Raw genomic sequence first — 14,141 nt, forward strand, 5'->3', positions numbered from 1 at the left:
TACTTTTACCGCAAGCCAATTTCTGTCTTACGAACCAGGTCCGAGAATACCTTTCGACGCCAACACCCAATAGACTACGCCCCATAATAAAATAAATGTTGTAATGGACGCTAGTAATACCCACTTATTTTTCCTCAAATTTACTCACCCTTTTTTAAAGTTAGCGGGAGATCGTTTTGCACAATATCTTCATAACTTTCGCGGCGAATAGCTAGTTGATGCTGTCCATCCTCTACAAATACAACTGCAGGTCTTGGCACACGATTATAGTTACTAGCCATCGAATAACCATACGCACCTGTACAGAAGATGGCTAATACATCACCTGAAGCAGCATCTTGTAGTTTAGCATCAATAATTAATTTATCGCCAGATTCACATAATTTACCAGCAACTGTATAAAGTTCATCTTTCGGCTCGTTCGCCTTACTTGCAATGACTGCCTCATACTTAGCGTCGTATAATGCGGGACGGATATTATCGCTCATACCTCCATCAACAGCAATATATTTCCGCACATCTGGCACAGTTTTTTGTGAACCGATTGTATAAAGAGATGTTCCTGCATCACCTACAAGTGATCGACCTGGTTCAATCCAAATTTCCGGCATCTTCAGTCCAAGAACAGTTGCTTTATTTTTGACAACTGTAATCATATCCTCTACATATACTTGTGGTTCAAGCGGTGCATCTTCTTCAGTATAACGAATACCAAAGCCCCCACCTAAGTTTAACACAGTACATGTAAATCCGTGAGTCTTGTTCCAATCAGAAATTTTGTCAATCAATTTTTCTCCAGCTAACCCAAAGCCGGCAGTGTCAAAAATTTGTGAGCCAATATGGCAATGTAAACCAAGAAGCTCTAGGAATTCATGGTTAAATGTTTGTTGGAATGCTTCATCTGCTTGACCATTGTTTAAGTCAAAGCCGAATTTTGAATCTGCTTGACCTGTCGTGATGAAATCATGCGTATGTGCTTCCACACCTGGTGTAACACGTAATAATATACGCATTTTTTGCTGACGGCGCTCCGAAATATCTTTTAAAAGCTGTATTTCATAGAAATTATCTACAACAATACATCCAATCTTGGAGTCAAAAGCTAGCTCTAATTCAGCAATGCTTTTATTGTTACCATGAAAATGAATGCGCTCTGCAGGGAAACCAGCCTTTAAGGCCGTAAATAATTCGCCACCAGATACAACATCCAATGATAAATTTTCTTCTGCTGCTAATTGATACACTGCTACACATGCAAATGCTTTTGAAGCATAAGCTACTTCTGCTTTTACACCTAGTTTTTTAAACGTATCGATAAAGCTACGCGCACGCTTACGAATAAGTGCAGTATCATACACGAAAAGTGGTGTACCATACTCTTTTGCTAGCTCTAATGTGTCTACCTGTCCAATTGTTAAATGACCATCTTCAGAAATCGCTTGTGTTCCATATAAATGCATGTGCATCTCTCCCTTTTCACATCGTTCCATCTTGTTATTTTTACGATTTGAAAGTGGAATGGTTCTTTACTATATTAGAACCATTCCATCAAAAAATTATTTCCCTCAACTATAAAAAACAAATGTATAGTTCTTACTTTTTCTTGAATGAAAATAATTTTTGCAAAAATCACAAAATACTATATGTGAACTTTATCACATGAAAAAAACGAGTGCAACGGCTCCTATGATCTTTTTCGCTGTTTGGAAGCGACTACATAAGGTCTTAGTGCATCCGCTGTCATTGGGAAGCGAATAATGACACGAAGCATCGCTGTTGGAAAGAATGGAACAAGCGGCCATAAATAAGGTGCCTGCATTGGTCGCAATGAACATAAATACGTAAACAATAAAAATAAACCAATAAATAACCCATTGACACCCCAGAGACCCGTCATCAGAAGTAACAGTAACCTAAAAATTTTAATGGAGATACTAAGCTCATAGGATGGAATAATGAAAATAAGAATGGCTGCCACCGCTGTATAGAGGACCACCTCTGAAGAGAATAATCCAACATCTATGGCAATTTGACCAATGATTACCCCCGCAACCAACCCCATCGCTGTGGACAGTGGTGACGGAGTATGAATGGCGGCCATCCTCAAAAATTCTATTCCAATATCTGCAATCAAAATTTGTAGTAATAAAGGTACATGCGATTTCTCCTCCGTACCTAAAAAGGAGAGGGCATCTGGAAGTAGGGATTCATTCGTTGCAAATACATACCACAATGGCAATAAAAGTAAACCCATTACAGAGCCAAAATATCGCATAAAACGTACGAACGTCCCTACTGTGGGTGCTTGACGATATTCCTCTGCATGCTGCAATAAATGAAACACTGTAACAGGTACTAAAATAACGGATGGAGAAGTATCGACTAATATAGCTATATGCCCTTCAAGTAGATGCGCTGCAGCAATATCAGGTCTCTCCGTATAACGTACAAATGGAACTGGGTGGAACTTTTGTTTAAAGAGCCATTCTTCTAATGATTTATCGGCCATCGTCAAGCCATCATGATTTATTTGTCCAAGACGCTGTCGTAAACTTTCGAGCATATCTTCATTGGCAACATCCTTCATAAACGCGATCGCCACGTCGGTTTGACCGATTTTGGATATTTTATGTAGCTCGAAACGTAGATTACTATTACGAATTCGCCTACGTATTAAGGCAGTGTTTTGAGAAATCCCTTCTGTAAAGCCATCCCTTGATCCACGGATAACTTTTTCATTATCCGGCTCTTCTGGAGAACGACCTGGATAGTTTCTAAGCTCCGCAACATAGCAATAGCCACTTTTAGTAATAAAGGTGACTTGTCCACTTAAAATGGCTAGTAAATAGGCTTTACGCTCTGTTTCTTCTGAACGTCCATGGAAATTAAAGTAAGACTCAAAATATTCCTTCTCATCCTCTACATCAATTTCAATGTCCTCTTCTGGAAGCATGCTAGATAGTAACTGTGTTAAAGCTTCTCCATCTACAAGCCCACTAATATATGCACAAAGGACCGGCAAATCTTTGACAAATAAGTGTTTAATACCAACGTCAAACGATTCGCCGTCACCAAATTGTTCTATAAGAAAATCTTCGGCTTCTTCTAAGCTGTTAAATAATTTATTTGTCATGCTGTCACCATTTTCTTAGATGTCTTTTTTTATTGCTTCCTGCTCCACTGTTGCACTTGTTGCCATCCAACTTTTCAGCTGGGCAAGGATTTTTTTCTCTAAACGGGAAACCTGTACCTGCGAAATACCTAATCTATTTGCAATTTCAGTTTGCGTGCAATCTGAAAAATAGCGAAGATATATGATAGACTGCTCTCTTGGCTCAAGTCTCGTTAGTACTTCTTTTAATGGGATGTAATCAAAGGGTTGCTCCGATTTTTCATCCTTCATTTGATCCATTAGTGTAATGGAATCCCCTTCACTCTCATACAATTGCTCATGAAGAGAGGCAGGGTCTCTCAGTGCATCGGATGCGGTAACAATTTCCTCTGTTGTCACACCAAGCACCTGAGCAAGCTCTTGAATGGTTGGTGGATGTTCATTCTTTTTAATAAATTCATCTGTAGCATGACGGATTTTAAAATTGAGCTCACGAATAGAGCGGCTCACCTTCACCATGCCATCATCCCTTAAAAAGCGCTGAATTTCTCCAATGATCATCGGTACAGCATAGGTTGAAAATTTCACATCATAGGTTAAATCAAATTTATCCACAGATTTCATGAGCCCTATGCAGCCAATCTGGAATAAATCCTCAAGCTCAACACCTCTCGTTGTAAAACGTTGAACAATGGACCACACAAGTCTCGTATTGCCTTCTACCATTCGTTTACGAGCCTCATGATCGCCCTGCTGTGCGCGTGCAATTAAATCACGCATTTCCTCCTGAGACAATAGCTTATCGGACGACTGTTCTAACGGCTTCACGGGTTTAACCTCACATTACCGCTGTGCGAACTGTGTAAAATTTCTTCGTGAATGTTACAGTTGTTCCTTCTTGCCATTTTGATATAACTGTCAGCTGATCTGAGAAGCTATCCATAATCGTGAAGCCCATACCCGAACGCTCCATCATACTTTTTGTTGTAAATAATGGCTCCATTGCTCGACTAACGTCTTCAATTCCTATCCCTTTATCCATGACAGATACTGTCACAATATCATCCTCACGTTTAGCATGAACTGTCACAACACCCTTACCATCTTCTTCATAGCCATGAATAATAGCATTGGAAACTGCTTCTGAGACAACTGTTTTAAATTCTGATAGCTCATCAATAGTTGGATCTAATTGAGCAATAAAGCCTGTAACAGCTACACGCGCTAAAGCTTCATTTTCACTAATTGCCAAAAAAGTTAATGTCATTTCGTTATCCATTTACAATCCCCCTTACGCGATCAATCGCTTGTTCCTCTGTTGCATCCATCATCCACGGTCCTAAACCTGAAAATTGAAATACTTTTCGCATTGTTGGCGATGGATTCAATAATATAGTTCGCCCAGCAACTGCCTCTAACTCACGCATACGACCAAGCACTAATCCAACTCCCGAACTATCCATGAAAGATAGTCCTTCCAAGTTCCAAATGATGGTCGTCACAGTGCCTTGAAAAATTGCTGCAGAAATTTTCGCTCGAATTTGTTCAACGGCATGATGATCGAGCTCCCCAAACAAACGTATAACGACTGTCTCTCTTGTGACCATTTCTAATTGATAATGCATGAACATCGCCTCCTCCTCGTGCAATTCCACATTCAATAGGTTGAATCCTTGTGGCTGACAGAACTAGTGCAAAGTCTTCCGAAATAGTGTCTAATCGACATACTTATAGCTTTTTAGGTTATGTGCAGTATGGGATAAATCTACAATTTCTAAACGCTATCGAGCTCTAAATTTTGGCGATTCATCGAACGCACAAAAAAGCGAGAACCCTTATAAGTGAGGGCTCTCGCTAATAATCTTTATGCAATTGTATAAGCTTGCTGAATTTTATTAATTGTCTCTTCATCAATTGGCTGATTGGAATACAAATAAGCAATCGTATCGCCATTATTGACATGATCACCTTTTTTGGCGATTAGCTGAATTCCTGCATCATAATCAAGCTTTGATTCCTTCGTTAAACGTCCAGCGCCTAGACTAACACTTGCTTCTCCAACTAATAAAGCATTAATCGTCTCCACCGTGCCCTCTGAAACCGCTGTCACTGCTACTTTATGAGCTGTGTCATTTTGAACAATATCAGAGACTACTCCTCCTTGCGCCACAATAAACTCCTCGAATTTTGCAGCTGCAGAGCCATCTGCTAGCACTCGCTTAACAGCAGCTGTTGCTTCCGCTTCATTCACACCTGCCGCAATTTGGTACATCAAGGAAGAGATGACAACACATTCATCAACCAAATCTTCATGCGTTTCTTCCATACGTCCACTTAATAGGGCATAAGCCTCCACTACCTCAAGCTTATTACCAATCATTTTCCCTAACGGATTATCCATATCACTGATGTGTGCGATGACTTTACGGCCAAGTTTTTCTCCAATAGCCGTCATTGTATCTGCTAAACGCTGTGCTTCTTCCTGCGTCTTCATAAACGCACCTGAGCCACATTTTACATCGAGGACTATACCATCGGCACCACTTGCAATTTTTTTACTCATAATCGACGCTGCGATTAATGGAATAGAATCGACAGTACCTGTCACATCACGCAATGCATATAATTTTTTGTCGGCTGGTACTAGATTACCTGTTTGTCCAGCAACGGCAATTTTATGCTGATTGACATTATCAATGAACTCCTGTGATGAAAGCTCTGTTTTAAAGCCTTGAATGGATTCAAGTTTATCAATTGTCCCACCAGTAATCCCTAAGCCTTTACCACTAAATTTCGCAACAGGAATTCCTAGAGCAGCAATAATTGGCGTAACAACAAGTGTAACCTTGTCACCAACACCTCCAGTTGAGTGTTTATCAATTTTAAAGCCTTCAATAGATGTTAAATCAATGACATCGCCTGATTCGATCATTGCCTTAGTTAAATAAAATGTCTCATCATCAGACATGCCTAATAAACGTATCGCCATTAATAAAGAACTTGCTTGATAATCTGGGATAGAGCCTGTCGTATAGCCTTCAACAAAATACTGAATTTCAGCTTGAGAAAGCTCTAATCCTTGTTTTTTCTTTTCAAACAATTGAACCATATTCATACAAAAAACCCCCTTATTTCAAATCATGTAAGAAACTTTTACCGAATGGCGGTGCGTCTACATGAAAGTTTTCTGCAACTGTTGCTGCAATATCTGCAAAGGTTTCACGAAGCGCAAGTTCCGCACCACCTTTAAAACGTGGTGAATAGACAATTAGTGGTACATATTCGCGTGTATGATCTGTTCCTGGAAAGGTTGGATCATTGCCGTGATCTGCTGTAATAATTAATAGATCGTCTTCTGACATTGCCTCTAGAATTTCTGGTAGACGTGCATCAAATTCTTGTAATGCCTGTCCATAGCCTAGAGGATCACGTCGATGGCCGAAATTGGCATCAAAGTCGACTAAATTTAAAAAGCTTAGACCACGGAAGTCACGACGTACAACTTCTGCAAATTGATCCATACCATCCATATTATTTTTTGTACGTACAGAATCTGTCACACCTTCACCATTGAAAATATCTGAGATTTTTCCAATTGCAATCACATCTAATCCCGCGTCCTTCAAAACATTCATTGTTGTACGACCAAATGGCTTTAACGCATAATCATGACGATTGGATGTACGAGTAAAGTTTCCAGGCGTACCAACAAATGGTCGTGCGATGACGCGACCTACTAAATATTCAGGCTGTAATGTTAATTCACGAGCAATTTCGCAAATTTTATATAACTCTTCTAACGGAATGATTTCTTCATGAGCAGCAATTTGTAAAACAGGATCGGCTGATGTATAGACAATAATCGCACCTGTTTCCATATGCTCCTTCCCGAAATCTTCAATTACTTGTGTACCACTTGCTGGCTGATTGCATAGCACTTTCCGACCTGTACGTTTCTCTAGCTCATCAATTAGCTCTGCTGGAAACCCATCTGGATACACTTTAAAGGGTTTATCAATATTTAACCCCATGATTTCCCAATGGCCTGTCATCGTATCTTTACCAACTGATGCTTCTTGCATTTTACCGTAGTATGCTTTAGGGTCAGTAGTTGCATGCATTCCATGCAATGGTTCAATATTCGCTAAACCAAATGACTCCATTACTGGCATTGTAAGCCCATTCATTTTTTCAGCGATATGTCCTAGTGTATGTGCGCCAACATCCCCAAATTTTGCAGCGTCTGGCGCTTCACCAATACCTACGGAATCCATGACAACAACATGGATTTTGTTAAATGGTTTATTCATAATGGTTGCCTCCTAATCTCATGACTCTATTTTACCAAAAAAATGCGAAAAATAAAGGTCAGACATCCGACTGAAATATAATTTTTTCCTATTAACTTTTAAGCCCGTGGATGGAATTGCTTATAGACCTCAGATAATCTTGTTTTGCTAATATGTGTATAAATCTGCGTAGTAGAAATATCTGCATGACCAAGCATCTCCTGCACCGCTCGTAAATCGGCTCCATTTTCAACCAAATGAGTGGCAAAGGAATGACGCAATGTATGTGGTGTTAATTCATGTTGGATGCCTGCCTTTAGCGCATGCTCCTTCATTAATTTCCAACAACCCTGCCTTGTTAAACGTTTCCCTCTTTGATTAATAAAAAACGCATCTGTTTTGGGGTACTTTCCCTGTAATTGACTACGAGCACCATTTAAATAGGCATTTATTGCCGAAAGTGCGCTTTTGCCGAGTGGAATGATTCGCTCCTTGCCACCCTTCCCAAATACACGTACAAAACCCATTGTTATATGAATATCAGCTAAATCTAGTGCAATAAGTTCACTGATGCGCATACCAGAGCCATATAATAACTCCAGCATGGCAAGATCACGTATACCTTGTGGCTTACTTTTATTAGGAGCTGTTAGTAAAGCTTCAATCTCTTGGATAGATAAAATATTAGGCAACTTTTGCTCAATTGTCGGCATCTCCAAATGGACTGTCGGATCAGTTTCTGCGCGCTTTTCTCGTAGTAAAAATTGGTGGAAACTCCGAATCGAAGAAATATGACGGGCAACGGTACGACTTGTCTTTCCCTGTGCCCGTAATTGCTCTAAATGGCGTAATATAGTTGTCCGTTCCACACGGCTAAAATCAGCCATCCCCTCTGCTTCCTTTAAAAAATGTACATAGCTTTCTAAATCTCGGCGATAGGATGCTAATGTATTAACAGATAACTGCCTTTCCACCTGAATAAAATGGATATAGTCCTCTACTGCATATTGAAATTCATTCATCACAACGCCCCCTCACTGTCAATTATTCTCTATTTTAGCATGGCCTTAAGAAATGTGCTAAAGGACCCTCTATTCGACATAAACCACCAACCATAATGGTGTCATTACTTCAATAAAAAAAACAAAAAACTGCCCGATTCAATCTATACCAAAGATTAAAACAGACAGTTTTTCGTTATTTTTCTTCATTCGATTCGTCGTTTTTATCATGACAGCGCCAGCATATGCCGTGGAAAGTTAGTCGGTGATCTTTTATGATAAAGTTCCAACGTTTTTCAACAACGGCTTCCACATCTTCAAGTAAATCTTCTTGAATTTCATCAACAGCACCACATTCGATACAAACAAGATGATGGTGGAAATGGGCAGCTCCCTCTTGGCGTAAATCATAGCGCGATACGCCATCGCCAAAGTTGATTTTGTCGACAATTTTGAGCTCAGTTAATAATTCTAACGTTCTATAAACAGTAGCTAGACCAATCTCTGGTGCTTTTTCTTTTACTAAAAGATAAACATCTTCAGCACTTAGGTGGTCCTCTTCGTGCTCAAGCAAAACAGCAACTGTCGCTTCTCGCTGCGGCGTCAGCTTGTAACTAGCACTATGCAACTGTTTTTTTATACGATCAATTCGGCTCTCCATGTGACGCCCCCCTAAACTCTTTCCATTATACCAAAGGAGTAAATCCTATTACAAGATAGTGAATAGATTTCTAACATGCTTCTACTTTTTTATCTGATCACAATTTTGGTCTATTCAATCCATCATTTTAACACATAAGAAATAACAATAAACTCAGCAACTATTATGATGAAAAATGCGATAAAATTCAACAAAATTGTCCGACCAGATACTTGTTTCCCGATTTTTCGCTTTGACCAAGCGGGTACAAGTAAATTGCATAGGACTAGCAACAATATACAATAGATGAGCTGAAATGGAAACCACCAAATCGTATAAAGCCAAAAAGCTTCAAGTTTTTGTAATAAAAAAACCGAACTAAAGCCAAAAAAAGTGGCACGCATGGCTACAGTCACACGCACTAACACCTTTAAGACGCTATGTGTTGCTAGTAATAATATAAGACCTATGGAAATAGCAACAGGCAGTACTAAACGAAAAATGGATTGCCTGTCCCCATCTGCTAAACGAGGCTCTATAAATAATATAAAGGGTTCCGCTTTCGGTCCACCAATAATATGAAAGAAAATAACACCACAAACAAAACTTACTGCAATGATGGAAGCGTGATAAAAAATAGACACCGTACGAGACATAAACATGCTCCTTTTCTATCAAGGTTTGTACAGCTTATGCTCGTCCGTCTCTATTATGCTAAAAGATTATTTTCTAAATTTGCAGCTAGCCATAGCACTGCGAATGCTGTTTTAGCATCATATATACGCTGGTCAGCCACCATTACTTGTGCTTCTTCCAACGAAACTTCTAATAGTTCGACAAATTCATCCTCATCTAAATCTGCTTTATTGTCTATTGTATATAATCCCTTCGCCACAAACAAATGAATAACTTCATCCGCAAAGCCTGGTGATGTTGCAAATGTTTGTAAAAAAGTAAGTTGATGTGCGCCATAACCTGTCTCTTCCTCTAATTCTCGACGTGCTGTCATCACTGGCTCCTCACCTGGCTCAAGCTTTCCAGCCGGAATTTCAATAATAGAACGCTCCAGCGCTTTGCGATATTGCTCTACTAACACTAGTTTACCCTCGTCCGTAACAGCAATCACTGCTACTGCACCTGGATGCTTTATTATTTCACGTTTTGCAACCTGTCCATTTGGTAAAGTGACATCATCAATTTGTAGTTTTATTATTCTACCGTCATAGATCGGTGTCGTTTTCGTTGTTTTTTCCTCAAACTTTTTCATTGACGATAACCTCGCTTGTTCTTCAGATATGTTCATTGTACCATTACAAGTAGAGAAATCGAAGGAGGTCATTCGTATGAAAAAAAGACAGCTTGGTACAAGTGAATTGTTTATTTCAGAGATTAGTTTAGGAGGCATGTCTCTTTCGACAGATAAAACACAAGCAGCTGCCATTGTCGATATGGCATTAGATGCTGGCATTAACTATATTGATACAGCGGATTTATATGATTATGGTGCAAATGAAGAGATTATCGGCGCAACATTAAGTAAGCGTCGTCATGATATCATTCTAGCAACAAAGGTAGGTAATCGGTGGGCAGAAGGGATAGATGGCTGGCATTGGGATGCATCACCATCCTATATAAAAGAAGCTGTCCATGCTAGCTTACGACGTTTAGGAACAGACTACATTGATGTATATCAATTACACGGTGGCACAATCGAAGATGATTGGGACGGGATAATTCACACATTTGAAGGACTGAAAAAAGAAGGGCTTATTCGTGAATATGGTATATCCTCCATACGTCCTAATGTATTGCAGCGATTTTTACCTGCAAGCTCCGCTAGAAGCGTCATGATGCAATACAGTGCCCTCGATCGCCGCCCTGAAGAATGGTTTAACTTTATTGCGAAACAGGGTGCATCTGTTGTCACACGTGGCACAGTGGCAAAGGGCTTATTAACGAATAGCTGGCAACAACGTTTACAACATGTAAATGGTTTTAACACCTATACTGCTGAGGAGTTAACATCAACGTTAACAGACTTAGCTTTACACTATGATGATTTGCATGCTTTGGCTATCGCTTTTAATCTGAAAGAGCCAACAATCGCTTCTACGGTCATTGGTGCAAGCTCACAACAACAACTAGCACAAACGCTTGCTTCCTACGAGAAAATTAATTCAATAACAGATTTCAAGGTAGCTAATGAGCTAACAAAAAATGAGTACTATCAAGAACATCGATGAAAAAATGGCTAATTTTACTTATTTGTCTAGTTGTACTAGTAATCTCCTCTAGTATGACCTATGAGCAACAGAGTATACTACCAGAATTAGAAGATTTGCTCGCCAATAAACCTTTTGAAGAACAACTATCTATTTTAAAAATTCCCTATTGGGGAATCATCGTTTCAGTGGAAGAACGAGGTTATTTTCCATTTGTAGAGTTTTTAATTCGTAAATTGACACACTTCATGGGATTTGGATGCATCGCACTTGGCCTTTACTTTGCCTGGGGAAAAAGACGTTTTGCAGCAAGTATTGCTATCGGTGGAACAGCTATAATTGCGGTGCTTGATGAATTTCGTCAAAGCTTTACGCCAGGTCGTACAATGAGTGCTCAAGATGTGCTTGTCGATACAGCTGGAGCCATTGTTTTTGTTAGTCTCGTTGTTGCAGTAAGAAAAATACTCAAAAATAAAAGACAAAAGGCTCAATTATAGCCTTTTGTCTTTTATTTTAAAGGTGGAACCGCCAAAAATAGAGGGACTTCGTTTCTTTAAACAAGACAGCCCCTGCTTTCTCCAAAACTCGATGGGAAGCCATATTTTCTTTTTCCGTGTCAGCGATAACGTATTTTACATTTGGCTGATGGAGTAACCAGTCTTTAAGAGCTATGATTGATTCTGTCATATAGCCCTGCCCCCAATAAGGAGGCAAAGTATAATACCCGATCACAACTTCCTCTTGCTCATTTGGCGTACCTTTTAGCATTATGCCACCAACAGCACAATTTTTTTCTTTTAACACAAGTAACCAATTCGTGTGCCACAGTTAATTTTGCTCATATTCTAATACTTTGGAAAGTCTAAAATACAACGCTTGTTTAAGCTCTTCATCTAAACTCCCTACACCCTTACTTAATGACAACTTCGCCGCCATTTGCTCCTCATGCTCTATTAGTAAATTAAGATACTTAGCGTTTAAAGGAATTAATCTTATTCTTTCTGTTTGTAATTCTACCATGTTGGTCTCCTAACATAATTTAATTGATACTAAACTACAATTAGGTATATGTTATTGGCAGCGTCTCCCGTTCCATTAATTTCAAAAATCTCTCCTTATATATCGACCACAACCATATAAATGTTATGCTGTAAATATAAAACAGTGAACCCACCTATGTGAATTCACTGTTCTCTCTTAATATTTAGTACCTTTATCGCCGTATTCGTTCAAAAGTTCTTCAAACGATTTGTTTTTTTCTCGTTGTTTACGTTCAAAGGCCAGTTTTGCTTGACGTTCTTCTTCTGCCGCCTGCTCTTTGGCAGTTAAATCTTGCTTCGCTGCTTTTAATTTTGCTAGCACATCGCCACCTAGCTGATCTGCTAATGTAACGGCCTCTTGCTTAGGTAGACTAGCTGTTACACTATTGTCCATATGTTGTTGCTGTTTTCGTTTCTTTCCCATTTCTATTCACCTTCTTATTGACATCAAGGGCGCTTCACAACTGTTGCTACGCCTTGTCCACCGCCGATACATAATGTAGCTAAGCCCGTTTTCACATCACGCTTTTCCATCTCATGTAATAGCGTTACCAAAATCCGAGCCCCACTAGCACCGATTGGGTGACCAAGAGCAATGGCACCCCCGTTAACATTTAGTTTATCATGATTAAAGCTTAATTCACGATCTACAGCAATTGATTGTGCTGCAAATGCTTCATTTGCTTCAATTAAATCGATATCGTTTAAAGTAATCTCAGCCTTTGTCAGCGCTTTTTGTACTGCTTTTACAGGACCTGTACCCATAATGGCAGGATCTACACCAGCACTAGCATTCGCTGTAATGATCGCCATTGGTTGAATGCCTAGCTCTTGTGCTTTTTCCATTGCCATCACCACTACCGCTGCCGCACCATCATTAATACCAGACGCGTTCGCTGCTGTGACAGAGCCATCCTTTTTAAATGCTGGTCGTAGCTTACCTAATGATTCTGCTGTCACACCTGCTCGTGGAAATTCATCTTTATTGAAAAGCAGTGGCTCTCCCTTGCGCTGTGGAATCTCGACAGCAACGATTTCATTTTCAAACTTGCCCGCTGCAATTGCTGCCTCTGCGCGTTGCTGAGAACGGGCTGCAAAAGCATCCTGCTCTTCTCGAGAAATTTGATACATATCACATAAATTTTCAGCTGTAATGCCCATATGATAATCGTTAAAAGCACACCATAGGCCATCATGAATCATTGTATCTACTACCTTTTGGTCGCCCATTCGGAAGCCTTCTCGTGCATTTTTTAATACGTATGGAGCCTGGCTCATATTTTCAAATCCACCTGCAACAACAATCTCTGCATCTCCCGCTAAAATCGCCTGTGTTGCTAAATGAACAGCCTTTAAACCCGATCCACATACTTTATTAATTGTTAAGGCTGATACCTCTTGTGGTAACCCCGCTTTAATTGCCGCTTGTCGCGCTGGATTTTGTCCAAGTCCAGCCGATAAAACATTCCCCATAATGACCTCATCAACCTGTTCTCCTGCTACGCCAGCACGCGCTAATGCTTCTTTAATGACAATGCTACCTAACGTTGTCGCTGGTACATCTTTTAATGTCCCCTGAAATGAGCCGATTGCAGTACGCATCGCACTCACGATTACTACCTCGTTTGTCATAATCTTTCTCCCCTTTTCCCCGTTCAAGAATCAACACTGCATGCATATGCTACTAGCAGATATGTATATTTTAACAAATATTATGACGATTTTCGATAATAGAAATAATCGCAGTTTTGCCAAAGATATTGTAAAATGTTGACGTGTTTTAAACAATCTTAGTTGGGAACATTACAAATAAGAAACAGCATGTGGAGGTGTTTTA

Annotated in this window: 17 protein-coding genes; 2 read left to right on the plus strand and 15 right to left on the minus strand. The window is 39.7% G+C overall.

The window, feature by feature from the left end; all coding sequences use genetic code 11:
* Positions 1–140 precede the first annotated feature (140 nt).
* From lysA to NY607_RS04905, 11 genes are all read right to left on the minus strand, one after another.
* Positions 141–1,460, minus strand: coding sequence for a diaminopimelate decarboxylase (lysA, locus tag NY607_RS04855; protein ID WP_131519529.1), 1,320 nt, complete (start codon positions 1,458–1,460; stop codon positions 141–143).
* Between the two features lie 224 nt (positions 1,461–1,684).
* Positions 1,685–3,133 (minus strand): spore germination protein, encoded by a 1,449-nt coding sequence (locus NY607_RS04860; protein ID WP_131519528.1) that lies wholly within the window; start codon positions 3,131–3,133, stop codon positions 1,685–1,687.
* A gap of 15 nt (positions 3,134–3,148) precedes the next feature.
* Positions 3,149–3,892 carry an RNA polymerase sporulation sigma factor SigF gene (sigF, locus tag NY607_RS04865; RefSeq protein ID WP_283778184.1) on the minus strand — a complete coding sequence of 248 codons (744 nt, stop codon included), beginning with the start codon at positions 3,890–3,892 and terminating at the stop codon, positions 3,149–3,151.
* Positions 3,893–3,950: 58 nt separating this feature from the next.
* Positions 3,951–4,391, minus strand: a complete 441-nt coding sequence (spoIIAB, locus tag NY607_RS04870) for an anti-sigma F factor (RefSeq protein WP_048391296.1) — start codon at positions 4,389–4,391, stop codon at positions 3,951–3,953.
* Positions 4,384–4,737 carry an anti-sigma F factor antagonist gene (gene spoIIAA, locus NY607_RS04875; RefSeq protein ID WP_004232181.1) on the minus strand — a complete coding sequence of 118 codons (354 nt, stop codon included), beginning with the start codon at positions 4,735–4,737 and terminating at the stop codon, positions 4,384–4,386. The genes spoIIAB and spoIIAA overlap by 8 nt, the downstream gene beginning before the upstream one ends.
* 239 nt (positions 4,738–4,976) lie before the next feature.
* The gene (locus NY607_RS04880) at positions 4,977–6,227 is read right to left on the minus strand and encodes a thymidine phosphorylase (RefSeq protein ID WP_048391297.1); all 1,251 of its coding nucleotides are present in this window, start codon (positions 6,225–6,227) and stop codon (positions 4,977–4,979) included.
* A 13-nt stretch (positions 6,228–6,240) separates the two neighbouring features.
* Positions 6,241–7,422: a phosphopentomutase gene (gene deoB / locus NY607_RS04885; RefSeq protein WP_131519526.1), complete on the minus strand. Its 1,182-nt coding sequence runs from the start codon at positions 7,420–7,422 to the stop codon at positions 6,241–6,243.
* 98 nt (positions 7,423–7,520) lie between these two features.
* On the minus strand, positions 7,521–8,423 hold the full coding sequence (gene xerD, locus NY607_RS04890) for a site-specific tyrosine recombinase XerD (RefSeq protein WP_259419245.1): 903 nt from the start codon (positions 8,421–8,423) through the stop codon (positions 7,521–7,523).
* Between the two features lie 175 nt (positions 8,424–8,598).
* The gene (gene fur / locus NY607_RS04895) at positions 8,599–9,063 is read right to left on the minus strand and encodes a ferric iron uptake transcriptional regulator (protein ID WP_004232171.1); all 465 of its coding nucleotides are present in this window, start codon (positions 9,061–9,063) and stop codon (positions 8,599–8,601) included.
* Positions 9,064–9,185: 122 nt separating this feature from the next.
* A complete protein-coding gene (locus NY607_RS04900) occupies positions 9,186–9,698 on the minus strand; it encodes a hypothetical protein (protein ID WP_004232169.1) in 513 nt (170 codons plus the stop codon).
* A 53-nt stretch (positions 9,699–9,751) separates the two neighbouring features.
* Positions 9,752–10,309 (minus strand): NUDIX domain-containing protein, encoded by a 558-nt coding sequence (locus NY607_RS04905; protein WP_004232168.1) that lies wholly within the window; start codon positions 10,307–10,309, stop codon positions 9,752–9,754.
* Positions 10,310–10,385: 76 nt separating this feature from the next.
* Between NY607_RS04905 and NY607_RS04910 the strand changes: the two genes are divergently transcribed.
* Positions 10,386–11,285, plus strand: a complete 900-nt coding sequence (locus tag NY607_RS04910) for an aldo/keto reductase (protein ID WP_259419246.1) — start codon at positions 10,386–10,388, stop codon at positions 11,283–11,285.
* On the plus strand, positions 11,282–11,761 hold the full coding sequence (locus NY607_RS04915; RefSeq protein ID WP_259419247.1) for a VanZ family protein: 480 nt from the start codon (positions 11,282–11,284) through the stop codon (positions 11,759–11,761). The genes NY607_RS04910 and NY607_RS04915 overlap by 4 nt, the downstream gene beginning before the upstream one ends.
* A gap of 16 nt (positions 11,762–11,777) precedes the next feature.
* Here NY607_RS04915 and NY607_RS04920 read toward each other — a convergent pair whose 3' ends face one another.
* From NY607_RS04920 to NY607_RS04935, 4 genes are all read right to left on the minus strand, one after another.
* Positions 11,778–12,068: a GNAT family N-acetyltransferase gene (locus NY607_RS04920; protein ID WP_259419248.1), complete on the minus strand. Its 291-nt coding sequence runs from the start codon at positions 12,066–12,068 to the stop codon at positions 11,778–11,780.
* Positions 12,069–12,092: 24 nt separating this feature from the next.
* Complete coding sequence (locus NY607_RS04925; protein ID WP_259419249.1) at positions 12,093–12,284, minus strand: hypothetical protein; 192 nt, start codon at positions 12,282–12,284, stop codon at positions 12,093–12,095.
* Positions 12,285–12,461: 177 nt separating this feature from the next.
* Positions 12,462–12,728: a YqkE family protein gene (locus NY607_RS04930; RefSeq protein WP_259419250.1), complete on the minus strand. Its 267-nt coding sequence runs from the start codon at positions 12,726–12,728 to the stop codon at positions 12,462–12,464.
* A 23-nt stretch (positions 12,729–12,751) separates the two neighbouring features.
* Positions 12,752–13,936, minus strand: a complete 1,185-nt coding sequence (locus NY607_RS04935; protein ID WP_259419251.1) for an acetyl-CoA C-acetyltransferase — start codon at positions 13,934–13,936, stop codon at positions 12,752–12,754.
* Positions 13,937–14,141 lie beyond the last annotated feature (205 nt).

The sequence above is a fragment of the Lysinibacillus sp. A4 genome (assembly GCF_024919535.1).
In the GTDB taxonomy this organism is placed as follows: Bacteria; Bacillota; Bacilli; order Bacillales_A; family Planococcaceae; genus Lysinibacillus; species Lysinibacillus capsici.